This is a genomic window from Clostridium beijerinckii (assembly GCF_008705175.1).
GTDB classification, from domain to species: Bacteria; Bacillota; Clostridia; order Clostridiales; family Clostridiaceae; genus Clostridium; species Clostridium beijerinckii.
Map to the genome: position 1 here is coordinate 4,503,687 of NZ_CP043998.1, position 24,235 is coordinate 4,527,921.

Below are 24,235 nucleotides of genomic sequence, written 5' to 3' on the forward strand. Positions count from 1 at the left end.
GATAACCTAAAATTATATACATATGTACTAATTAAGATAAAAAATATACCCTAAACGGCACAGTCTTTTAGACATTACCTTTTAGGGTATATTCTCTTCATTTCAATTCCATTGATTATGTATAATTAAATTAAGCTCTATGATTAAACCAAATATCAAAAACTAGAAATAAAGGACTTTCATAAAAATAATTGTCCTTTATTTCGATAAGCCACATGTAATTATTATGGCTTACTAGTTTGAGAATTCTTGTGTTCCCATGTATTTACCATTTCCATAAAGAACTCCTACACCAACTTTAGTATATGAAGAATTCATCATGTTTGCTCTATGACCTGGTGAGTTCCACCATTGAGTAAATAATTCAACAGCATCATATGTGTTGTATGCTATATTTTCACCTGTTGTAGTGTATCTATAGCCTACTGCTTGCAACCAATTTGTCCACTTTGTTCCATCTGGATTTGTATGGTCGAAGAAATTATTTTGGATCATATCATTACTCTTATATCTAGCTACTTGTAATAAAGTATTATCTAATGTTAACGGTTTTAAACCCGCTTCTGTTCTTTTTGCATTCATTAATTCAAGAATCTTTTGTTCAGCAGCAGCTTGTACAGTTACAGAATAATTAGTTGGTAACTTAGGTAACCCCTGAACATCTAGCGAGCTTGTACTTGTAGAAGTATTTGTTGTACTTCCTGAATTTGTTGTATTTCCAGTTGTTGTTGTGCCAGTACTATTTGTATTTCCTGTTGTAGGTTTTGTAGTTACAGTACCAGTCGTACTTCCTGTTGCGGGTTTAGTTGTTGTTACAGTTCCAGTTGTACCTCCTGTTGTACTTGTCGTATTTGAAGGTTTTACTGTAGATGTTTTATTATTATCTTGTACTACGTTATTTCCAGAATCGAATACCTTATCACTTGATGGAGCTTTAGTCCCTATAACTTGTCCACTTTGAGAAGTTGTATATATTCTATTGTTTATTAAAACCTTTCCAATCTCCATTATACCATTCTGATTTAGGCAATAAGTCTCACCATTAACTTTAATAACACCAGTTTGCATTGCTCCACTATTATCAAAGTATGACCATTGACCATTGTTATTAACCCAACCAGTTTGTAATCCTCCATTAGAGAATACATTGTAATAATTGTTAGACATTGAATTAGTAGTCGCTGCAGATACTCCTAATGGTGCAATACTAGTCATTGTTGTAGCAGCAATAACAGCCGTCACTATCTTTCTTAAAAAAGCTTTCTTCATTAGTTTTTCTCCTTTGTTTTTTTATTTGTCTTCTGAATTTTTAAAGTAAACATTTTCTTTATTAATTGCTTCACTTGTTTACTCTTTCAACGAAGTCCATGCCTTAATACTATCATCTTTTCGACATTATTCAACATGTTTTTCCTTAGAGATTCTCTTTAAAAAGAAAATAGCTGTAACTTCCTCTGTTTTACTTATTTTTACTCTACCGTCCGCCCTTATATGCTCTAAACCTTGACTCTACAAAGGACTACCCCCTATATATTTTTTCAAAATATCATAGTATTATTAAAAATATTGTTAATCAAAAGCCTTGTTTTTTACATTTTATTCATAATTATTATAATAATTTTAACATTATTTATCTATATTTAAATTTTATAGTTTTACAAAAAAATATAGGTGGATAATCCACCTATAAAATATTAATATAAGAAAGTTAAGTATTAGTTAATGGGGTATCTACACAGTATACATTTTTTTCCCTAAATATATTCCATGTCATCAAAAATAAATAATATTTATTTTTAAATAATTTTCATTATTTTATCTACAGTTTCCAATACAGAAATGTTGCTTGTATCAATCTTTTTAGTTGACATTTCTTTATATAAATCAAGACGTCCAACACTTCTACTTACGCACTCTTCATCCCTTAACTTTAACTTTACATCTCCTAAAATTCTCTTCTTTAGAGCATCTTCATCACAAATTAAAGTTATCTTGATAATCTCAAAATTCAAATCATTTAACGGTTCTAATATATCATCAAAAATTTCTTCCATATGTATAACCCAATTAAAAATAATATATTCTAATGATGAATTAGTAAGAAAGCTTCTCAGTAAATAATTTATATTATTTATAACCATTTTCTTATTTTCCTCATTAACTACGAAAGGATTTATCATCCAGCACCAATCCCCATCAAGCCATACTGAATTTTTTAACTTTTTATTTAACTCTCTACAGGTTGCACTTTTTCCAACCCCCATAGTTCCATTTATTATTATCACTTTTTTCTTCATAGCTCTCTCCTTTTTTATAATGTCCAATTCACACGGACTAATATGGTACATCTTTAGAATGACTTCTTTTATGATCCCATATTTATAATAACACTATCCACTTAATTGTTAAATATACCCTTTTTATCATATATATTCAATAACCATTAGTGCATTGACTATAAAAAATTTTTGCTTCTTAATAATAAAACTCAAAAAATATAGTTTCTAATGCAACATTTCATGTTTTTCATATAATATTCCAACATTGCCACATAATATTCTAAACTATATGATATAATAATTAATCAAAGTTATTTATTTTACGAAACAAAATATAATTATATCGAAGAACTAAAACAATTATGTTTTTAAAAGGAGCTTAAAAATGAAATACGAAAAAATATTCCTATCAATCACTTTTTTATTAACTTATTTTATAAGTATAATACTTTTACCGAAAGGTTTTATTGGAGCCTTAACTATTATAATGGTTATTCCAGCTTTCGCTGCTATAATTTCGATATTAATGGAATCAAGGTCATTAAAAGTATTACTAAATCCCTTTACTTACAAAATCACATTGAAGGGCTTAATTTTCGCTATTGCATTTCCATTAATTGTGATCTTTCTATGCGGGTCATCTGCATATTTAACTAAACAAGGTGTATTATCAGAAAATATATCGTACATATTTCTCGATTCTATAAAGATTACTTTGATCTCTTTAACACTTTTTATAGCTGGATTATTTGAAGAGTATGGTTGGAGAGGTTACCTTTTACCTCGTCTTTTAAAAAGATATAGTATTAAAAGAACAAATTTTATAATGGGTATCATTTGGTCATTATACTATGTTCCAGCATTCTTTATTCTAAATATGCATTTTGGTTTACCTAACGCAGTTACATATGTAGTTTTGCAATGTGCAGCTATTTTTGCGTTGAACTATTGCTTTACTTATCTTTATACAATGTCACCAAATGTAATTTTACCAAGTATAATGCACATATTATGGAATAATATAAACATAGCCACACTTGGCTACTCTTATAATAATGTTTCTTATGGATTTATTATTGGTAATGTAAAAATTATTAATGGGGAAGGATTATTAGGGTTAATTTTTTTAAGCATATTTGCAATTTACGCTCACAGAAAATTTTCCAATCATCCGAGTTTAAATATATAGCTATCTAAAATTAGCTTAATCATAGCATGTCACTCAAAAAGCAGTATAACTCCATACTCTATAATATCATTATAGACTATAGCATATATGGTTGTGTTCTTTAAAACTCTGACCTAATATCTCTAGTCTTAAATCTAGTTTTCTTAAAGAATTAAAGATAGGTCGAGCAACGCTCTACCTATCTTTAATTCTGTTTTTCAGATTATTATGTTTGAATTGTTTTGCTTATGTCTACATTATCATATTATAACAAAATAATCCATATTTTCTTATGCATTTGTAAAATCTCACAAAAATAATGAACTATCAACAATTTTAATGTAAAAGTCGCTACTAGAGCTTCTTTAAATAAGACAAGCTAACTCAACCCGTTATATCACTTAAACTAATTAAATGCCTTTAAAACTAAAGTTGCATTGTGTCCCCCAAAACCGAAGGAATTACTCAAAGCATAAGTAAATTCCAGATTCTTTCCTTCATTAGGTACATAGTTTAAATCACAATCAGGATCTTGATTTTTGTAATTTATTGTTGGAGGGATAAATCCTTCTCTTAGAGCACATGCTGTTATAATCGCCTCTATAGCACCTGAAGCTCCTAACAGATGACCCGTCATTGATTTTGTTGAGCTTATAGCAAGTTCATACGCATGTTTCCCAAAAACAGATTTTACAGCCATAGTTTCATTTTTGTCATTTGCTTTTGTTGATGTTCCATGAGCGTTTATATATCCTATATCGGAAGGTGTAATCTTTGCGTCTCCAAGCGCAATTTTCATACATCTTGCAGCCCCCTCCCCTCCTTCAGCCGGAGCAGTTATATGGAACGCATCATTAGTGCACCCATATCCAACTATTTCGGCAATTATATTAGCTCCTCTATTTAAAGCATGCTCATATTCTTCAAGTATAAGAACACCCGAACCTTCTCCAAGTACAAATCCATTTCTTTCTGAATCAAACGGCCTAGATGCAGTAGCCGGATCATGATTTGTTGTCATAGCTTTAATTGCACAAAAACCCGCTAAAGTTAGTTTCGTTACACAAGCCTCTGCTCCACCAGCAATCATTATATCTGCATCATTTCTTTGAATTACTTTAAATGCGTTCCCAACTGCATTTGTTGAAGTTGCACACGCTGTAACAGTACATTCATTATAACCTTTAGCTCCAAATTTTATAGCAACAAGTCCTGAAGCCATATTAGCTATCATCATTGGTACTAAAAACGGACTTACTCTTCTAGGACCTCTTTCTTTCAATTCATCATACTGACTTTCTAAAGTCCCAATTCCTCCTATGCCGCTACCAATTATTACTCCCATACGTTCTTTATTTATTTTTTCCAAATTAAGTGCCGAATCTTCCATAGCCATTTGAGCTGATGCTAGAGCAAATTGTGCAAATCTATCCATTCTTTTAACTTCTTTTTTATCAATAAAGCTACTTGGATCAAAATCTTTTACTTGAGATGCAACTTTGGTAGGTAAATCAGAAACATCTATTCCCTCAATCATACTAATTCCAGACTTTCCATCCTTTATTGAGTCCCAAAGCTTATCTGCTCCAATTCCAAGTGATGTAACTGCTCCAATCCCTGTAATAACTACTCTTCTACTCATACTAAACCTCCTACTTTCCGTAACCAATACAGTATAATTCTTTCTAATTTACAAAGTATTTACTTTATAACTTTTAATCGATATAATAAATCTAAACAATTTAAAATCATCTTTCAATATGATTTTATATGTAAATTGTTAATTAAAATGAACAGATATTGCTTTTTTAATGTCCGATATATTTCCAAAATGAATAAATTGATATATTTAATTTTGTTCAGCATCAAATATATTACATAAAATTATTGCCTTATTATTTTTCATTTATCTCAATAACTATTTTTTAGAAAAGGTGTTTAAAATATGAAAGACTTAAAAGAAACTATTATTGAAACTGTAGATTATATTGAAGATAACCTCTATAATAAGATTTCTTTGGCTGACATCTCACTACATACAGGAATATCAAAATATTATCTACACAGAATCTTTAAATCTTTAACCGGCGAATCTATTATGGAATATGTTCAAGGTCGAAAATTAACATCTAGCCTTAACGAATTAATTAATACAACTATGCGAATTATAGATATTGCTCTTGAGTACGGTTTTGATTATGAACAATCATATATTAGAGCATTTAAAAAATGTTTTGGACATACGCCTCTTAAAATTAGATCCGATAAGATTTCTTTGAGTTTAATACTTAAAGAAAAAATTAATTGCAATGATATCTTATCCATAGGTAATTCTATTACATATAATCCTCAATTTGTCTTTAAACAAAAATTCAATTTGATTGGGATAAAGCATAAGATATTAAGCAAATCTGGTGATAAAAGCGCAAATTCATATGGTCGAGATTTCTTCTATAATCATAAGCATAAAATTAATAATTTGATAAACCCACATGAATACTTTGGTTTTACAGATTGGGGTAGTGATGACTTCATATATTACATTCCAAGTGTCCAAGTTTCTGATATAAATACTATACCTGAAGGAATGATTAGTATTTCTATACCAGCTCATAAATATGTAGTGTTCCGTTTTGTTGGATTCTTTCGCCCTGACGATCTTAACGGAAGACATTTAGGCCGTTTATTAGTCCAGTTATATAGAAAATGGATTTTTAAGTCTGGCTATAAATTTGCTGCCACCTTCAGGTTTGAATATATAGACAATTCAAGGTCCAAAGACAATTACTGTGAGCTATATGTATATCAGCCAATAGAAGATCTAAAAAGAGAAAACTAGACTCGTATTTACTAATTTAAATTAATAAATACGAGTCTAGTTTTCTTAGCTTCTGAATATCATATATTAACAATGTAATTAACTTTTATAATTATAAGGGAGCAATTTTATGGTATTATTTTTGTTATTAGCTTGTGGATTTTGTTGGTCGATTGTTTATGTAAAATTAATTCATTTAGGTTTTAGATATAAAGCTTGCGGAATTCCATTTATTGCATTAGCTCTTAATTTTGCTTGGGAAAGTGTCAATTCTTATTTCGATTTAAAAGATAATATATTAAATATTACAACTTATATCACTTTAATTTGGCTATGCTTAGACATTTTAGTCATCTTAACTTACCTATTATATGGGAAGCGCTATTTCCCAAAACATACAAATAAAGAATACTTCTGGCCATGGACTTTGATTATATTTATAATGTCTTTTGTTATCCAATATTTCTTTATCATAGAATTTGGTGATTTAGCTAAATTCTATTCCGCTTTTATCCAAAACCTCATAATGTCTATATCATTCATAATAATGCTTGTCGGTAGACCCGATATAAAGGGACAAAGTTTAACTATAGCTATTAATAAATGTATTGGTACCTTAGCAGCTACAATCTCATCTAGCATTATTTTGCATAGTGGATTAATCATTACTTTAGGAATTTTCTGTTTTATATTTGATACTGCATATATATACTTTTTAAGTCATATAAAACGATTGCATTCTGATTTTCTTAAATCATCCACAAAAATATAATTCAATAAAAGATAAAGCACCATTAGCGGTGTCTTTATCTTTCATTCAATATATCCAAACGATTTGAACACATTATATTTATCCAATTTATTTCTTGAAACTCTTTCACAAATTTAACCATTTCCTATTCACTGCTGAATAAAAATCATCTTGAATTCTTAATTTAACCTTAAATAAATTTATAGCTTTAATTCTTTGAAAACAAGATGATATGCAGCTCTGGTTACGAATATTTTTATACCTATGCCTTATTGAACGTATGTAAGAAAAATTTAGCAAACAAATAAAAAAACAGCACTCAGATATGTAGAAATATCTAAAAGCACCGTTTTAAATTATTCACTTAAATTTTTAATTAATACTTGATTTATTCTTTTTCTATCGCATTTTAAAATTATAAATTCATACTTGTCATAATTTATCTTTTCTTTAGGTTTTGGATATGACTTCAATTGAGAGTAAATCCATCCACCAATAGTATCAATATTTTCAGCTTCAATATTAGTATCTAAAAGTTCGTTGATATCTCCGATTAAAACTTTACCATCAACTACATAGCTACCATTATCAGTCTCTCTTATTTCCTCTTCTCCGTCATCATCAAATTCATCTTGAATTTCACCAACAATTTCTTCTAAGATATCTTCGGTAGTCACAAGCCCTGCTGTACCACCAAACTCATCTATAATTATTGCCATTTGAGCTTTTTCCTTTTTGAAAGTTTTAAACAATTCACTAATTGATAATGATTCGGGAACAAATTTAATTTCTCTAATAATTCCTTCTATGTTATCATTGCCTTCAAATTTAAGTTTATATAAGTCCTTAATATGTATGAATCCAATTACATTATCTTTACTATCTCTACATACAGGATATCTAGTCAGCTGTTCCTCTAAAGCATAATTTATAATTTCATCAAAAGTATCTTCAATAAAAATACATGCCATATCAGTACGCGGTATCATAATATCCCTTACTGTTTTTTCCGAAAAGTCAAATATGTTATCTACAAAAGTTAATTCCGTTTGGTCTATTAATCCATGTTTATAGCTATCTTCAACTAAAAGCTTTATTTCCTCATCCGTATGAGCTGCTTCTTGCTCATTAATTTGTGAAATTCCAAATATCTTTAAAACCAAATTAGTACTATGGTTAAAAGTCCACATTATCGGATAAGTCAATCTATAAAAAGCTATAAGCGGCAAAGCTGTATACATTGCAATATTTTCCGTGTTTATAATTGCCAATGATTTAGGTGCCAATTCTCCAAGTACAATATGAAGACCAGTTATAATTGAAAATCCTAAAACCACTGAAATTGAATGCAATGTTATTTCCGGCAAATTAAATAGATTTATTAAAGGTCTTAACATCTCTGCAAATGCTGGTTCTCCAACCCAACCAAGTCCTAATGACGCTAAAGTTATTCCTAATTGACATGCAGATAAATACGAATTCAAATCTTTAACAACTTTTAATGTATGTTTTGCATTTCTGTTCCCTTCCATTGCCAATGTTTCTATCCTTGATTTTCTTACCTTTACCATTGCAAATTCTGTTGCTACAAAAAAACCATTCATAAATACAAGCAAAATTACAATAATAACATTTAATATTATAATCATATATTGATAGTTTCCCTCCCAATTTATTGTATGTATACTACTATATAATACTATTTTAAATACTAATTAACATTATAACATATATTGTTTAATAAGTTAGAGTATAAACAATTAATAATTCATTTTATTTTATATTCTCCATTCTCCAATTAATTAAACCCTACTATTTTTCTCACTAAAACAAAATCTGTATACACTTATGAGGAATGACTTTTTATCGAGTTTGTCCATTTAAGTTCATTTTTATCTACTCTTTATCTATACCTTCAACATCTGTTTTCATAGCTTCAACTATATAAATATCCAACTTCTGACTTAACTTTAAAATTTTATTATAGTCCAGCCTTTCACTAATTATTTTATTTAATTCATCCCTTAATTCTTCAATTTCTTTCTTTTTGTCCATACCGTACCTCCAATAAAATACTTTTTAGCTATATATTGTATTTAAAGCCATTAATAATTACATTATATAACAAATATTGTTTACTACCAGGAAACTTTCGACTTTTTTCGGAAGCTATAAAATGAGGTGATAAGTATGTTAAAGAGAAAAAGAAGAGAATTAAATTTAACTCAGTCGAAATTGGCAAAAAAATTAGGAATCAGCAAAAGTTATTTATCTAAGTTAGAAAAACATCCCTCCCTTTGCAATCCTAATATTAATTTTATTTTAAAATTATCGAAAGAATTAAACCTAGATCCTACAGAAATTTTTTTATATTTTATAGAAAGCAAAAATTCTTTTATTAAATAAAAATTATATAACTAATATCATATACACTTCTTACAGATCATATCTAATAAATTGCATTAACAAAATAGAGTATATTTTTTTTACTAAAACACAACATAAAACTATTAATTATATTAAGAACCCGGAGGCTTCAAATGAAGGTATTAAAAAAAATAATAATTTTTACTACTATATTAACATTATTTATCGTTACATCATTAAATATAGTAAAAAATAATATATATGCAAACGCACAAATTAAATCAGAAAAAACTATAAAAATAGTAGTACTTCTCTCTTCATTTAATGATGCTTATATTTCTTTGATTAAAGATAACTTAGAAAGAATCCAAAAAGAAAACGCTAACAATCTAGAATTTATATTTCTTGATGGGAAGAATAATACAGACATACAAAACGAACTTATAACTTCAACACTTTCAACAGATTTTGATCTTTTATTAGCTAACTTAGTTAATTTAGATGCAAATAATATAGACTCATTTATTAACAAAATAAAGTCAAAAAATATTCCTGTACTTTTATTCAATATAGTTCCATTTGTAACAACTTCAATAAAATCCTATCCCAAAGCTCTTGTAATAGCTACATCAGCTGAACAATCCGGAATTCTACAAGGAGATTTAATCGTTAATGCATGGAAAAGCAATAAAGCAGCTATGGATAAAAACAAAGACAATATTCTTCAATATATTATGTTAACAGAAAAAAACAATAGCACACTAACTACTGCAAGAACAAGGTATTCTATATCAACAATTAATAAATCTGGAATAAAAACAGAGGAACTTTCCAGAATATCTTCAGAAGGAACTAAAGAAGCTGCTCAAATGATTATGGAGTCGACGTTTCTAAAGTATGGTGATAAAATTGAAGCTATAATTGCAAATAATGATACTTTAGCTATAGGAGCCATTAATGCTTTGCAAAAATATGGTTATAATATAGGTAATAAATCAATACCAGTTGTTGGTGTTGATGCAATACCAGAGGCTAGAGAATTAATTAAAAAAGGTTCTATGCTCGGTACTGTTATCCAAGATCCATCTGAGATGGCAGAAGCTCTTTATAAAGTTGGAATGAATTTAATTTATAATAGACCACCGCTTAGTAATACGAACTATAAGTTCAACGAAACCGACTTTGTAGTAGAAATGCCTTACAGAGAATATAAAGAATGAATAAATTTGAAATTATTAATACACTCATTCATATGATATTAAGAGTAGCCAAATGGCTACTCTTAATTAAGTTATAAACTTATTATTTTTCATCTTTATTAGCAACTGTTTCTGCTTCATTTAAATTTGAATTACTACTTGAAGTAAGTAGTGATTCAAATCTCCTTAATTCACTTTTTAGTTTCTCATTTTCCTCTTGTAACTTAGAATTAATATCATTCAATTCCTTAATTACTTTTGCATTACCAAATGTAAAATCTTTGCCTAGATTTAAATTCTCAAGTATATTTTGTTTTAATTCCTCAATATCCTCTTTTTTTAATTCTGGAAATTTAGATATTAAAGTATTATCAAACTTGTCTATTTTTAATTTTAGTACATTCTCAATTGTACTTGAAATTCCAAATTCCTCATCAATCATATCCCAAATTTCTCGTGCTTTTGAAATATAATCTGAATGTTTTGATAATTCCTCCTTCAATCCAGGTTTATTAAATCTGTTAGTAAGAATCTTCTCCACTGGCTTTAAAATTGCTTTTAACATTATATACTTCCTTCAATATTATTTTATAACACATATTATGAAATACCGACCTTAAAATCCACTTTTCTTATGATAATATAATATAAATAATTTTTAGTGAATGTTAAATTAAAATTTCTTATAAACTATACCATGACATTAGTATTTATTAAGAAGGTACAAAAAAAGATGCGGCCCAACTTAGCCGCATCTATATTTATAAGAGATTATGAGATTATTAAGGTTTTATATAATTTGAGACATACTCTTTTGTACACTTATATATTAACATAATCCGACAAAATATTCTATTGTTTTTATTATATTTTTATAAATTTAATATTTAAGTATAATAAATAACGATTTTGCAAAATATATTTAATGCATTAATCTCTATTCCTCTAATTAACTTAATTAAAGACGCAGCCAGTATTTTATTGGCTGCGTTTAAAAAATTATAACTGCATTAAAGCGAGGTATAAATAATGAAAATAAAAAACTTCTTAGCAACTCTCTTAATATTTTTTATCTTTACTATAAGCAATGCTAATGCAACGATTACAATAGCAAATACTTACAAGCAAGGTATATATAAAATTTCTGAAAGCAGCAAGGAAAATTATACTGCAAAACTTATAACTCCTAATAACATTACAAGTTTAATTGTTATAGATCCTGATGGAGATATAAAATTTTTTAAGAGATTCGATACAGTCAATGAAACGATTAACTTAGGTCCTATGGTTAAAGGTGATATAGTATCAATAATCGGTAATGGAGAAATAGCTGCTAATTTTATAAGTATAAGTTAAAACCACTCTCTCGAGTGGTTTTCTTAAATTATTTTAGCATTCCAAAATCTTTAAAAGGATAAAATATAAACTGAGCCTTTCCTTCTATTTTAGAGCTGTCTATATAGTGTTCTTTCCAATACCTTGCATCTAATGATACAGGTCTGTTATCTCCTAAGAAAAAATACTTTCCTTGTGGTACTTCGAACGATCCATTATAATCATCCTTATTTTTCACATAATCTTCTTCCAATTTTTCTCCATTTACAAATACTATCCCATTTTTTATATCTATCTTATCTCCTGGCAAACCTATTAATCTCTTTACTAAAGTTTCTTTAAGTTCATCTGAATAAAATACAATTACGTTTCCTCTTTTTAGATTATCAAAGTTATGTATTCTTGTTACTAAAATTTTATCATTTAAATTTATAGTTGGAATCATTGATCCTGTTGGCACATATACATTAAAAAATACAAACTGTCTTAGTAAAAACGCTATTACTAAAGCACAAAATATTGGTATTATCCAATCTTTAACAAAATCACTTTTCTTCTTACCTTTTTCTTCTATTTTAGTACTTTCTTCCAAAGCATATCATCCTTCCTAGATTATAATTAATATTTCTGCTTTTACTATATATATACAGATTAATTTAGTAACCATTTATTTAACTTACCAATAAAATAAGAATTAGTCAAGTTTACTTACGTTATATTAATCATCATAAAAGAAAATATAAGGTACTATTCTAAACAATATATATTCTTTAGAATTTGTAACCTTATAAAAAATATAATTTCTATGCCATATTCCTATCTTCAACTCAAAATCAAAATATCACTTAATAACATTCACTTACCTCTCATGAATATTACTGTTCAATGAATTTTGTTAGCTCTTCATTAAATTTTTCTTTTTCATCGTAGAATAATCCATGTCCACTATCAGTGAATGGTATAATTCTGGAATTCTTAATGATTTGCTTTTGAGCTTTAGCCAAAGCAAATAAACAAACTTGATCATGAACACCATGAAGAATCAATGTCGGAACATTAATTTTTCCAAGATCCGAAAACAAACTTTCTTCACCTAACCAAGTATTAGCAACTTCTGCTGTAGCCCAACCTGCTGCCTGCAATCCAAGCTGAAAGAACCAATTTGAAAAACTCTCTGTAATATGCTTATAGAAAAAAATATCTCCAAAATCTTGAAGCATTTTAGGCCGATCATTATATGTTCCTTTAATTATATCAATAACAGCTTGTTTCTGTAACCCATGAGGAAAATAAGATCTTTGAACAAGGCTTGGTGCTGCTGCTGCACAAAGAACTAACTTAGAAACTTTGTCATTATCATATCTTGACATATATCTAATAGCGATTGCTCCACCTGTAGAATGACCTAACAATGTAAAGTTTTTTAAATTAAGCACTTCCACAACTCTTCTAACATCATCTGCTAATCTATCGTAGTCATACCCCCTGCATGGTTTATCTGATTCGCCAAACCCTCTTTGATCTATCCCAATACACCTATATCCCATTTTAGGAAGGATATTAAACTGGTATTCAAATAATTTATGACTTCCTGGCCAACCATGTAAAAATACAATTGTATTTCTTCCTTCTTCATTAAGATCTTCTACATAAACTTTAACATCTGGTTCTACTTTAATATAGTAACCCATACAAATTGCCTCCATTAATAAACTTTCTTTCTAAAAACAGCTTATTCTTTTACAGCAAATAGGTGAATTACTACTATTAAGTTTCTAAAACTAATATTAACATGCAATTTGATTAAAATAGATATTTATGATTTATTTATATGTGTATTTCTCCTATATCGCTTACGCCTTCTATAAAAGCCTCTCCATCATTCTTTCTCACTATTTCAATGAAAGCTGCCGAAATCTCAGGATCAAATTGTGTCCCGCTGCATTTTTCAAGTTCCTCTGCAGCTTCCTCATAAGTTTTTCTAGTATTATATGGTCTATTTGATGTCATTGCATCAAAACTATCCACAACTGTCAGAATTCTTGCTAGATAAGGTATTTCTTTGCCCTTTAGTTTATTAGGATATCCGTTTCCATCATACCTTTCATGATGGCTTATGATTAAAGGTATGATATCTTTAAGTGAATCTACAGATTTTATAATTTCAACTCCATTAGCAGGATGTTGCTTTAATAATTCCCATTCTTCATCTGTTAATCTCATTTTTTTCATTAACACTTCTTTATTGATGTTAATCTTGCCAATATCATGCATGTAAGCGCCATAAATTAAAATTTCTTTTTCTCTTTTGCTTAATTTGAGTTTATCAGCAATCATTCTACTATACACTACAACTCTTTCTACATGACCATAAGTATATCTATCTTTAGCATTAATAACACTAATCAAGGTTTTTATCGAAGCGACAAGTTCAATATCTTTTTCATCTATATTTTTTTTGATTTCATCTAGAATTGATGTATATGCTTCGACCCTATTCTTATTGAAAAATTTTGCTCTGTATAGTGCATCATCTGCGCTTTTTATTAATTCTATATCATTTCTCGCTTTATATGGATAAACTGATACACCTATTGAAACTGTAACTTTCCCTTTAGGCTGACTTTCTTCACCATAAAAACGTGCACACTCTATTTTTTTTCTTAAATTTTCTGCCACCTGAATTGCTTCTTCCTCATTTGCATCAGGCAGTATTATTGAGAATTCTTCCCCCCCATATCTTGCTGCAATATCTTCCTCTCCTATGTTACTTTTAATAATTTCACCAATTCTTCTAAGAACGTAATCACCTTTTTGATGGCCATGAGTATCGTTATATTGCTTAAAATAATCTATATCTATAAAAATCATGGATACAGGTTTGCTATTCCTATCTCCATTCTTAACTTTCTCTGCTAACGAGTCACAGAAGTATCTATGATTATAAAGTTCAGTAAGTCCATCAATATTTATTAACTCCTCTAACTTTTTAATATGTTCTGCTTCTATCTTTACATAGAATCCCAGGGGCCATGCAGTCAAAATAAATACTCCTGCTAAGATTAAATCATTTTCAAAATATGTATTTACTATTACATTAGGTTCCATAAATATATCCATAGCTAAAATAATTAGAGATGAAATACAGGAAACTATAATACCTTGTTTCATTCCATATTGAATTGTTGTTGTTATTATTATAAACAAATACAAAAATTTATATTGGCTTTCATTTACTCCACATATAAATACAATTATCGAAAACACTATTATAAATACTGCTATTTCGATTTTATTGAATATAGTTCCATGCCTCCATCTAATCTTATTTTTTATTGAAAATGTCCATGCGCAGTAAACTAAAGTTATTATCATTAATGGAGCACAAAGAAATACATATTGATAATAGTAACTAATTTCCCATACTTGCGAGTTAGTATTTTTAATAAACTCTCTACATAAAATTATACCCACGAATAAAAGTGAAGATAATTTTACTACAGATATTATATCATTAACTTGTTTTTTTTTGTCATCTTTTACACGCTTCATATCATATCCCTCATAAATAGTTACAGTGAGACCCAATATGCCGGTCTCACTTTGTAAATTATTCTTCTCTTAAGCACTTAGGCTCTTCTGGCTGATAATGTCCCCATATACATGCAGAAGTAGAAACAATTGATGCGATAAGTGTTGCTGCTGTTGCTACTACCATTAAAATTTTTCGTTTCATTAACTTCACCTCCTTTAAATTAAGTAACCTAGTTTTTTAATGTCCGAACTACCTCAATGCTAAATGTCCAGTTTTAGTTAAAGAAAAAATCTGCCACGACAAGCCTATATAAATACACAAAGAATATGTTAATAAAGTAAGATTCTTTGTTAGCAAATATGACAAAATAAAAATTAATACAATAGTTAAGTAAACGCTCAACGTTATGATAGACACTTTTTTTAGCCTTTTTTTCATTTTATAACTTTTAATTGGTTTTGCCACACTATCAACAGGAGCTAATTTATATATAATATAATACGACCATGCAAATATTATGCTTCCTACCACTATAATCAAAATCAAATCAAAATGTGCATATTTCGCTATTATTCCCATTCCTACACTAACAACAGTTCCTATAATCGCACATTTTTCAGGTGAACTTGCATGAGCTCCCCCTGAGCTTTTCCTTAGCATACTTGTTGTAAATGATACGATAAGTGCTTCAATCATTGCATTGAAAACAATTCCAAATATCATAACTAATGCTATGCAAATCATAATTTGGGCAAAAGCAAATATTCCATAGTTTATTACTGATCTTCTATCATCATTAAGATTTAATTCACGTGCAATATAACCAGAAAATTTTTTGCATATATTCTCAATTTTAAACATCTCTAAGCATTCCTTTTTTTAAATAATAAATTAATGTTATAATTGCAAAACATACTAGAGATGGTAACCCATATATTTCTTTTAATACTGGATTTAGCATTATAACATCCAAACTATTTCTAAACGCAATGTTTAATAGTAGCATATTTAATCCTTCACACATAAATAAAACTATAGTTGTTATTAATGATGACTTTATAGACAAAACCACATCTGCTTTATTTATACTCCACATAATAATAATCATTACAAATATATCAAGTATGGTTGGCACTCCATAATTTATAGGCAGAAGTCGTATTCCATATTCGCATACTGCTAATAATAAACTCGAAATTATATATCTTTTTGAATTAAGTTTTACATTAGATAACGCTATCATTGCTAGTATCAATACAAATGCTTCTGGAACTAACCTAAATATAAATTCAAATACTGTTAATCTCAACATCTTCTTTTCTCCCTTGATTATTAATTTTCTTTAAAGCACTATAAATTACTATAAACACAAATACTCTTATAAATATATCACCTACGCTAAGAATAGTGTATCCTAAGTCTATAAAGTCAGTTAATATCTTTAATTTAGTTTGTGAATCTCCTAATATATGAATATCATTCATTCCTTGAAAATTCTCTAATGAACGTCCTGTAAGGCGTGATAATGATTGGTAAACTGGCATAAATCCACAATTAGTTTTTATTGCAATATCGTTTAATGCGCCGCCTAAAATCATAAAAAGCGATCCAATTATCGAACTTATGTATAATTCATATTTTAATATTAAAAACAAATATGTAATTAAATAAATAGGTGTCAATCTCCCTATGGTTCTTATAATCACATAATTGCCAGAAAAAGTAGCAACTTGTCCAACAAACGTGAATATTTCAAATACAATTAGGGGATAAATAGCCCATGATTTAAATAACGGACATATTTTGTATCCTCTAATTTTTGCTAAAAAAAATGTAAGTAATACTGTTTCTGGCATGTTTCCTCCGTGATCAAATTTACTTTTTTAATTTTCAAATAATAATATGCATCATAATAAAACTAATAATTATGAATTATAAGTAAATTATTATGCACATTAATATATATTATAATACCTATTTTGTACAGTTTCTATATCTTTGCCTACAAAAGGATCAATTTAATATATTAGTTATAAAACTCCTAAGACAAACACTGCCTATATAAGCTTACATTAAATTTAGATTAAGTTTTACTCAATTAAATTTTCTTTTTAAATATACCTATTCTCATATCTATAGTTATAACTAAGGATTCATAATCTTCTAACTTCTCTTTATTCTCTGGTGTAGACTTCCAATAATGAGGTGTCATCTTTAATAAGCTCAATAATTCTTCTTTATTTAATGTTATATCGAATGTTACATTAGCTTCCTCTATATAATCATTTTCTTCTGCATTTGCTTTATAAACTTTATCATTTAAATGAACCTCAGAGTAAATAATATTCCTAAGTTGTATTAAATGATTAGTTCTAGGTAACACTCTAACAAATATTCCATCATCCTTTAAAACTCTATTACACTCATCAATATCTATAGGACTAAATACTGAAATAATACAATCCACTGTTTTATCCCCAAGTGGTATGTTAAAATTGTTTCCAACCGCCCAAATACAATCTTTGTTTAGTTTACTTGCGTATTTTACAGCTTCTTTAGAAACATCTAAGCCATAATAATTAGCCTCAATATTTTTCTTATTCATATAATCTTTTAGGTTTGTTAAGTAATACCCTTCGCCACATCCTAGATCTACAATATTCAATTTGTTGCTGATTTTATCTGACATCCCATCAACTATTATTTCATTTATTTTATCAGACAGTGCTTTATAATATCCTCTAGATAAAAAATCTATTCTTGATAAAACCATTTCTTTTGAATCACCAGGATTCTTACTTCTTTTCTGATTGCTTATTAACAAATTTACATACCCTTCTTTTGCTATATCATATGTATGTTTGTTACTACATCTGTACATCTTATTTGAAATATCCTTGACTAACTTTTCCTTACAAACAGGGCAAAGCAGCATGGTCTCATTTAAAATATCATTCATAAACTTACAACTCTCTTTCCATATATTATGTATTTTATTTTAATTGCTAAAATCAACATCTACGGTAAAAATCTTCATTATTAATCAGTGTCTTTAGACTATTGTATGCTTCTTCTATTTCTCTTGGTATATCAACATGGACTATAAATTTCTTTCCATTAGGTCCATATCCATTTTCATTATCTCTTAATCTTGATATCTCTCCCATCAAAAGTTCCAAATACCTTTTATCTTCCCAGATTCCATTAATTCCAATATTACTTAATTTTAGATTTATATCAATCTTAGGAATAAACGGAGCATAGTTTATTAACTTAATATTATTATATGTATACTTAGAAAATGAAGCAAAAGTTCTAAGCTGCATAGTAGGATCTTGAATCAAAATTAAAGATTCATATTCTATATTTAATTTCCATAATAATTCTATTGTCTTTTTAGCATTATCTCCACAATTCGTAGATTTATTTTCTATAATAATTTTATCTGAGTTAACACCATAAATTTTAGTCATTATATCAAAAAATATATCAGCTTCCGGCCTACCATCTACTTCAATCGAATTAAACTCTGAACTTCTCCTTATTTCATCTCTTAGTATTTGGGTAGAATGTCCAATCCCCCCACTAATTAAAATCTTATCACATATATTATTCTTCCATGCATTCACAGCACACTGTACTGTATAAGGTATAGAATTCCCTAATAAGACTAATACATCAACTCTTTTTAATCCAAATTTTCTTTCTAGTTCCTTAGGATTTAACGTGTTAATATCTCTAACTGCCAAAAATTCAGATATCTTATTAATATAATATTGGATTTTTTCACTATTCATTGTTATTTCCCTCCACTAAAAGCATATAATAACAAAATCACTACTGATATGAATTAATAAATTATAACATAAACTATAATATATTTTTTTCACTAACTTTGCATATTTATTTTACCATAATATTATCTTTATGTTATTTATATCATCGTTAGTAAACCCTAATATAATAATCATTGATTTGATAAACGCTATAACAACATAAATATATATTATTAAATTAAATTTTAATAAAAAAGCATACTTATAAATTCATTAAGAATTCTATAATAAAAATTTAGCTATAAAGTAAAATGTCAAAAAAAATAAGATAGACTAGCCTTTTAAGAATAGTCTATCTTATCCGTGGGTATAAATGGGAGAGGGTTTATATCTTTTGTATGACTATATATTAACATATTTCAACAATAAACGCCATATATTTTAATATATTTCTTATTTGTTTTTCGTCATTCATTCTCCTTTATCCAGTTAGTGCCTTCGTCTCTTTTTTGTATTATTATTTCTAAATTCATTGGATTTATCAATATAGCTGTTATGAAACAAAGATTCTGCCCTTGTGCTATTAGGATCTCCTATATAGCTCTTATACATATTTTCAAGATTTTCATTTTCGTCTGACACTCTTTTTATTGATTTTTTATCAATATTCCTTAGAATATCTGCTCTCAATATTTTATAATCTTTTCCTAACAACTCATTTGAGGATTTATTATAACATTTTACCTGTACAGCTTTAGCTCTGCAGACGTTATTACATAATTTACAGCCAACACACTCTTCTTCTTTAACCTCTGCCCTCCCTCTAACATTATATTGTATCGCATTAACAGGGCAATTTTGTATACAAGTACCACACGATATGCATAGATTTTCATTAATTTGAGACTTTGCACCTATTCTAGGAGTCCCTCCTCCATTTATGCACCCTCCGTTACATGCCACTACTTCAATGAAATAATATTCCTTCCATTTGTTACTGACTAAAAATTTTTCAATTTCTTTTAGACCATTTACCACTGCTACTTTACAATTCTTATTACCTAAAATAACCGATACTTCTTCTATTCCCTTATATCCTTCTACTGGTTTTAATATCATATTTTCAGCCTCAGATATATCGTTCTTTAAATAACTCATCACGGTTCTAAAAATTGCTTGCATTGCTCCTTGACTCATACCAAAAAGAGCTGCTGCCCCAGTATATTCCCCCATAAAATCATCCGGTTTTTCGTCTGGTATAGCAGTTATATCTATGCCTTTCTCTTTTAAGAGATTTGCATATTCTTTTACAGTTAGAACAATATCAATATCTTTGTAACCATCTCTCCCCATATCCTCTTTATCAGCCTCATATTTTTTAGCACTACATGGTTGTACAGATACAACAACTATATTGGTAGGCAAAATATTATAAACATCTGCAAAATATGTTTTTATTCCTGCTCCCATCATCTGCTGAGGAGATTTCGCTGTAGATATATTATCCAGTATTTCTGGATGATATATTTCAGCGTAACGTATGAAAGAAGGACAGAAAGACGTAAACATAGGAAGTTTTTCTTTATTAGCAATTCTTTTAATGAATTCACTACTTTCCTCTACAACTGTCATATCATTCCCAAATTCAGTATTAAATACTTTTTGAAAACCTAATTTCTTTGCGGATGGAGCTATTTTTCCTCCAACATAAGTACCTATTGGAAGATTAAATTCTTCTCCTAGTGTTGCTTTGACTGCTGGAGAGGCCGTTAAAACTAAATATTTCCCACTACTTAAGGCTTCTTTAACTAAATCTACGTCATTTCTTACATCAATCGCTTCTGTTGGACAGGCAAGTGTACATTGTCCACAATATAGACATCCAGAAGCCCCAAATCCTCCACTTTTAGTATCCACAGTTTTCCTTCCTGAATCTACTTCCTTTAATATCGCCATCTTAGTTTCTTGAGCACACGTAAAAGCGCATGCAGTACATCCAATACATTTTTTCTTGTTTATTTGTATTATATTATCCTCTTCAATTCTATTGGCTTTCTTTGACTTTCCCATAAATTTCTCCATATTATTCATTTCTATAGTTATAATTACTTTTTATCTTCTTTTATTATTACTATATCTAGTTTATTAATTATTTAAATTTTTCATAGCAACTGAAAACTATCATTTAAAAATGAACATAAACTCTTGACTCTGATCGTTTCTTAAATATTTAATGAGCAAAAAAAGACAGGATTTAAATAAAATGTTGCTATATAATATAGGAAAAGATTAAATGAGGTGAGCGCCTTACATGAATTATGAAGCTTGTATAAAAAAGTCCATTGAATATATAGAAAATAATCTAAATAAGAAAATACAACTAAAGGAACTTGCAGATAAGGCCTTTTTATCCAAATACCACTTTCATAGGGTTTTTCATTCAGTGGTTGGAGAACCTGTTGCTGAATATATTCGTAAAAAAAGATTAGAGGAAGCTGCAAATGAACTATTAACTACAGAAAATAAGATTATAGATATAGCGCTAAAATATCAATTTAGTAATCAGGAATCATTTACTAAGGCTTTCAAAAGGCTTTATGGAATCCCCCCTAAGGAATTTAGGAAAAACAAAATAAATTTAACAACAATACATTCAAGAAAGAATTCTACAACTTACCTTTCTATGGCTGCTTAGAATTCATCAAAAACATTTTTTAAGGAGTGAATCTTTATGAGCTATGTACCAATGGTTATTGAACAAACAAGTCGAGGAGAACGTTCTTATGATATCTATTCTAGATTGCTAAAAGAAAGAATAATTATGCTAAGCGATCAAGTAAGCGATTCTACCGCAAGTATAATTACTTCACAATTACTATTTCTTGAATCAGAAAATCCAGATGCTGATATTCACTTTTATATAAATAGCCCCGGTGGTTCTATTACAGCCGGAATGGCAATATATGATACAATGCAATATATAAAGCCTGACGTATCAACAATATGTTTAGGATTAGCTGCAAGTATGGGATCGTTTTTACTTGCAGCAGGCGCACCTGGAAAAAGATATGCTCTTCCAAATAGTGAGATTCTAATCCATCAGCCATCTGTACATGGAGGTTTTCAAGGTCAAGCTACAGATATTAGGATTCATACTGAATGGCTGCTAAAGACAAAAAATAAAATAAATAAAATATATAGTGAAAAAACCAAAAAGCCAATAGAGGAAATTGAAAGAGATATGGAACGAGATTATTTTATGTCTGCTCAAGAGGCTTTATCTTATGGAATAATAGATAAAGTTCTTTGATAAATATAAATTATTATTATAAATATATTGAAAAGGTTCAAAAATTTTTGAATCTTTTTTATTATGCCTATATTATTCACATCTTCATTGGCTATAATATAAATAGTATTCTTATTCTTAACCAAAAAGCAGGTGAAAGTATGTATTATGTAATATATGATTTAGAATTTAACCAAAAAAGTAATGCCTCTGAAGATTGCAATAATATTAATTTTTCAAAATTTAATGCTGATACTAACATACCACTTATTCCTTTTGAAATAATTCAAATTGGTGCTATAAAACTAGATAACAATTTCCAAAAAGTGTCTACATTCAATTCCTTAGTCAAACCAACTCTATATAAAACCATTCATCCATATGTTGAGAATTTAACTAAAATAACTTGTGATAAAGTTTCTTCTTGCAAAAACTTTATTAATGTCCATGAAGCTTTTTTAGAATTTATTGGAGATGATGACGTACTACTCTGTGTATGGGGAGTTGGTGACATTAAGGAACTCTACAGAAACTTGGGATTTTATAATCTATCTACTTCATATATTTCAAAATATATTGACATTCAGAAGTATGCTTCAAAATATCTTAAAGCACCCAAAAATTCTAGAATTGGTTTAAGAAATGCTGTTGAGATTTTAAATATACCAATTTATGGTGAATTTCATGATGCACTTAATGATGCTTACTATACTTCTGAAATTTTTAAGCGTATTTATAACAAATACATGAAGCCTGAAACTTACGTTCCTTCACCAGCAAAAAGAACTACAGAACCCAAAGAAGTAATTGATACTGAAGCTTTATTAAAGCAATTTGAAAAAATGTATAATAGAGAACTGACTAAAGATGAAAAGTCAATGATTAAAGTTGCATACATGATGGGAAAAACGAAACAATTTCTGAAATAAATGCAGCTAGTAGAAAACTTTTTTTAGTTCAATATAAAAAGGATACTCTATTACTAATTTTTAGAGTATCCGTGAATTCATAAACCGTAACATTATAGACCTTTTATTTTATATTTATACAATGGCCTTCCAATCTTTCCATACTCTATGATTTTCTCCAGTTCGCCTTGTTTGCTCATATAGTCAAGGTATTTCCTTACAGTAACTTTTGCAATGCCTAACTTTTCTGATAAGTCCTCAGTAGTAAAATACTCTTCTTTAGTATTATTAAGCTCATTAGCAATTGAATTATAAGTATACTTGTTCAAGCCCTTTTCTAGATTTGGTTTTGTTTCACTATTGTTTGTTTTCTTATTTTTATTACTCAAAATAAACTTATCTAGATCGCTTTGTTCCATAGTCTGGCTATTTTCAAAGCTATTTAATCTTTCTCTAAAAATATTGAGAGATTCGTTAAACCTTTCAAATGTAAAGGGTTTTATCAAATAGTCTACAACTCCATATCTAAAAGCATCCTTTACTCTCTCTACACTCTTATCAGCAGTAATTAATATAACATCAGATAATATTTCATTTTGCCTTAACCACTTTAGCAAATCTATGCCATTTTCATTAGGAAGAAAAATATCTAATAAAATTAAATCTACCTGCTTCTGCATCAAAAATTCTTTTGCTTCAGAAAGGTTTGCAACTGCTTTTTCCAGTGAAAATCCCTCTATTTTTTTCAAAAACTTAGAATTAATTTGTCTTACCATCGGATCATCTTCAACAATCATAGTTTTAATCATA

General features: G+C 28.5%; 26 protein-coding genes. 9 read left to right on the forward strand and 17 right to left on the reverse strand.

Going from position 1 to position 24,235, the window contains the following annotated elements:
• Window positions 1-234 precede the first annotated feature (234 nt).
• Window positions 235-1,269 (reverse strand): CAP domain-containing protein, encoded by a 1,035-nt coding sequence (locus F3K33_RS20365; protein WP_039772839.1) that lies wholly within the window; start codon window positions 1,267-1,269, stop codon window positions 235-237.
• 527 nt (window positions 1,270-1,796) lie between these two features.
• Window positions 1,797-2,297 (reverse strand): ATP-binding protein, encoded by a 501-nt coding sequence (locus F3K33_RS20370; RefSeq protein ID WP_039772840.1) that lies wholly within the window; start codon window positions 2,295-2,297, stop codon window positions 1,797-1,799.
• 367 nt (window positions 2,298-2,664) lie between these two features.
• Here F3K33_RS20370 and F3K33_RS20375 point away from each other — a divergent pair, with 367 nt between their 5' ends.
• On the forward strand, window positions 2,665-3,468 hold the full coding sequence (locus F3K33_RS20375) for a CPBP family intramembrane glutamic endopeptidase (RefSeq protein ID WP_039772841.1): 804 nt from the start codon (window positions 2,665-2,667) through the stop codon (window positions 3,466-3,468).
• 385 nt (window positions 3,469-3,853) lie between these two features.
• Here the strand turns inward: F3K33_RS20375 and fabF are convergent, their stop codons facing one another.
• Window positions 3,854-5,089: a beta-ketoacyl-ACP synthase II gene (gene fabF / locus F3K33_RS20380; RefSeq protein ID WP_039772842.1), complete on the reverse strand. Its 1,236-nt coding sequence runs from the start codon at window positions 5,087-5,089 to the stop codon at window positions 3,854-3,856.
• A gap of 303 nt (window positions 5,090-5,392) precedes the next feature.
• Here fabF and F3K33_RS20385 point away from each other — a divergent pair, with 303 nt between their 5' ends.
• Both F3K33_RS20385 and F3K33_RS20390 read left to right on the forward strand, forming a co-directional pair.
• Complete coding sequence (locus tag F3K33_RS20385; RefSeq protein WP_023973011.1) at window positions 5,393-6,286, forward strand: AraC family transcriptional regulator; 894 nt, start codon at window positions 5,393-5,395, stop codon at window positions 6,284-6,286.
• Window positions 6,287-6,395: 109 nt separating this feature from the next.
• The gene (locus F3K33_RS20390; protein ID WP_039772843.1) at window positions 6,396-7,037 is read left to right on the forward strand and encodes a transmembrane-type terpene cyclase; all 642 of its coding nucleotides are present in this window, start codon (window positions 6,396-6,398) and stop codon (window positions 7,035-7,037) included.
• 335 nt (window positions 7,038-7,372) lie between these two features.
• Here F3K33_RS20390 and F3K33_RS20395 read toward each other — a convergent pair whose 3' ends face one another.
• Window positions 7,373-8,665 carry a hemolysin family protein gene (locus tag F3K33_RS20395; protein WP_017208981.1) on the reverse strand — a complete coding sequence of 431 codons (1,293 nt, stop codon included), beginning with the start codon at window positions 8,663-8,665 and terminating at the stop codon, window positions 7,373-7,375.
• Window positions 8,666-8,912: 247 nt separating this feature from the next.
• Window positions 8,913-9,071 carry an aspartyl-phosphate phosphatase Spo0E family protein gene (locus F3K33_RS20400; protein ID WP_017208982.1) on the reverse strand — a complete coding sequence of 53 codons (159 nt, stop codon included), beginning with the start codon at window positions 9,069-9,071 and terminating at the stop codon, window positions 8,913-8,915.
• A 135-nt stretch (window positions 9,072-9,206) separates the two neighbouring features.
• Here F3K33_RS20400 and F3K33_RS20405 point away from each other — a divergent pair, with 135 nt between their 5' ends.
• Both F3K33_RS20405 and F3K33_RS20410 read left to right on the forward strand, forming a co-directional pair.
• A complete protein-coding gene (locus F3K33_RS20405; RefSeq protein WP_023973012.1) occupies window positions 9,207-9,422 on the forward strand; it encodes a type II toxin-antitoxin system RelB family anti-toxin in 216 nt (71 codons plus the stop codon).
• 134 nt (window positions 9,423-9,556) lie between these two features.
• A complete protein-coding gene (locus F3K33_RS20410) occupies window positions 9,557-10,603 on the forward strand; it encodes a substrate-binding domain-containing protein (RefSeq protein ID WP_039772844.1) in 1,047 nt (348 codons plus the stop codon).
• An 82-nt stretch (window positions 10,604-10,685) separates the two neighbouring features.
• Here the strand turns inward: F3K33_RS20410 and F3K33_RS20415 are convergent, their stop codons facing one another.
• A complete protein-coding gene (locus tag F3K33_RS20415; protein WP_023973014.1) occupies window positions 10,686-11,147 on the reverse strand; it encodes a hypothetical protein in 462 nt (153 codons plus the stop codon).
• A gap of 464 nt (window positions 11,148-11,611) precedes the next feature.
• Between F3K33_RS20415 and F3K33_RS20420 the strand changes: the two genes are divergently transcribed.
• Window positions 11,612-11,938: a hypothetical protein gene (locus F3K33_RS20420; RefSeq protein ID WP_023973015.1), complete on the forward strand. Its 327-nt coding sequence runs from the start codon at window positions 11,612-11,614 to the stop codon at window positions 11,936-11,938.
• A gap of 28 nt (window positions 11,939-11,966) precedes the next feature.
• Here F3K33_RS20420 and lepB read toward each other — a convergent pair whose 3' ends face one another.
• The 10 genes from lepB to F3K33_RS20470 all read right to left on the reverse strand — a co-directional run bounded on the left by lepB (window position 11,967) and on the right by F3K33_RS20470 (window position 21,298).
• Complete coding sequence (lepB, locus tag F3K33_RS20425) at window positions 11,967-12,509, reverse strand: signal peptidase I (protein ID WP_023973016.1); 543 nt, start codon at window positions 12,507-12,509, stop codon at window positions 11,967-11,969.
• A gap of 283 nt (window positions 12,510-12,792) precedes the next feature.
• Window positions 12,793-13,608, reverse strand: coding sequence for an alpha/beta fold hydrolase (locus F3K33_RS20430; RefSeq protein ID WP_039772016.1), 816 nt, complete (start codon window positions 13,606-13,608; stop codon window positions 12,793-12,795).
• A gap of 136 nt (window positions 13,609-13,744) precedes the next feature.
• Window positions 13,745-15,469, reverse strand: a complete 1,725-nt coding sequence (locus tag F3K33_RS20435) for a bifunctional diguanylate cyclase/phosphohydrolase (RefSeq protein ID WP_039772018.1) — start codon at window positions 15,467-15,469, stop codon at window positions 13,745-13,747.
• A gap of 58 nt (window positions 15,470-15,527) precedes the next feature.
• Window positions 15,528-15,653, reverse strand: coding sequence for a cyclic lactone autoinducer peptide (locus F3K33_RS20440; RefSeq protein WP_039772020.1), 126 nt, complete (start codon window positions 15,651-15,653; stop codon window positions 15,528-15,530).
• 48 nt (window positions 15,654-15,701) lie between these two features.
• Window positions 15,702-16,313, reverse strand: coding sequence for an accessory gene regulator ArgB-like protein (locus F3K33_RS20445; protein WP_039772022.1), 612 nt, complete (start codon window positions 16,311-16,313; stop codon window positions 15,702-15,704).
• On the reverse strand, window positions 16,306-16,764 hold the full coding sequence (locus tag F3K33_RS20450; RefSeq protein ID WP_039772024.1) for a hypothetical protein: 459 nt from the start codon (window positions 16,762-16,764) through the stop codon (window positions 16,306-16,308). Before F3K33_RS20450 ends, F3K33_RS20445 begins: the two co-directional genes overlap by 8 nt.
• Window positions 16,742-17,308 (reverse strand): DUF5317 family protein, encoded by a 567-nt coding sequence (locus tag F3K33_RS20455; protein WP_023973022.1) that lies wholly within the window; start codon window positions 17,306-17,308, stop codon window positions 16,742-16,744. The genes F3K33_RS20450 and F3K33_RS20455 overlap by 23 nt, the downstream gene beginning before the upstream one ends.
• A 242-nt stretch (window positions 17,309-17,550) precedes the next feature.
• Window positions 17,551-18,411, reverse strand: coding sequence for a putative RNA methyltransferase (locus F3K33_RS20460; protein ID WP_023973023.1), 861 nt, complete (start codon window positions 18,409-18,411; stop codon window positions 17,551-17,553).
• A gap of 52 nt (window positions 18,412-18,463) precedes the next feature.
• A complete protein-coding gene (locus F3K33_RS20465; RefSeq protein WP_039772026.1) occupies window positions 18,464-19,249 on the reverse strand; it encodes a YdcF family protein in 786 nt (261 codons plus the stop codon).
• Window positions 19,250-19,717: 468 nt separating this feature from the next.
• Entirely contained in the window at window positions 19,718-21,298 is a 1,581-nt protein-coding gene (locus tag F3K33_RS20470; RefSeq protein ID WP_243141345.1) for a [Fe-Fe] hydrogenase large subunit C-terminal domain-containing protein, read from the reverse strand.
• Between the two features lie 241 nt (window positions 21,299-21,539).
• Here F3K33_RS20470 and F3K33_RS20475 point away from each other — a divergent pair, with 241 nt between their 5' ends.
• The 3 genes from F3K33_RS20475 (at window position 21,540) to F3K33_RS20485 (ending at window position 23,446) form a co-directional block, all read left to right on the forward strand.
• Complete coding sequence (locus tag F3K33_RS20475) at window positions 21,540-21,923, forward strand: helix-turn-helix transcriptional regulator (protein WP_023973026.1); 384 nt, start codon at window positions 21,540-21,542, stop codon at window positions 21,921-21,923.
• A 36-nt stretch (window positions 21,924-21,959) separates the two neighbouring features.
• Complete coding sequence (clpP, locus tag F3K33_RS20480; RefSeq protein ID WP_023973027.1) at window positions 21,960-22,538, forward strand: ATP-dependent Clp endopeptidase proteolytic subunit ClpP; 579 nt, start codon at window positions 21,960-21,962, stop codon at window positions 22,536-22,538.
• Window positions 22,539-22,678: 140 nt separating this feature from the next.
• On the forward strand, window positions 22,679-23,446 hold the full coding sequence (locus F3K33_RS20485) for a 3'-5' exonuclease (protein WP_039772056.1): 768 nt from the start codon (window positions 22,679-22,681) through the stop codon (window positions 23,444-23,446).
• A 92-nt stretch (window positions 23,447-23,538) separates the two neighbouring features.
• Here F3K33_RS20485 and F3K33_RS20490 read toward each other — a convergent pair whose 3' ends face one another.
• A complete protein-coding gene (locus F3K33_RS20490) occupies window positions 23,539-24,234 on the reverse strand; it encodes a response regulator (RefSeq protein ID WP_012060161.1) in 696 nt (231 codons plus the stop codon).
• Window position 24,235 lies beyond the last annotated feature (1 nt).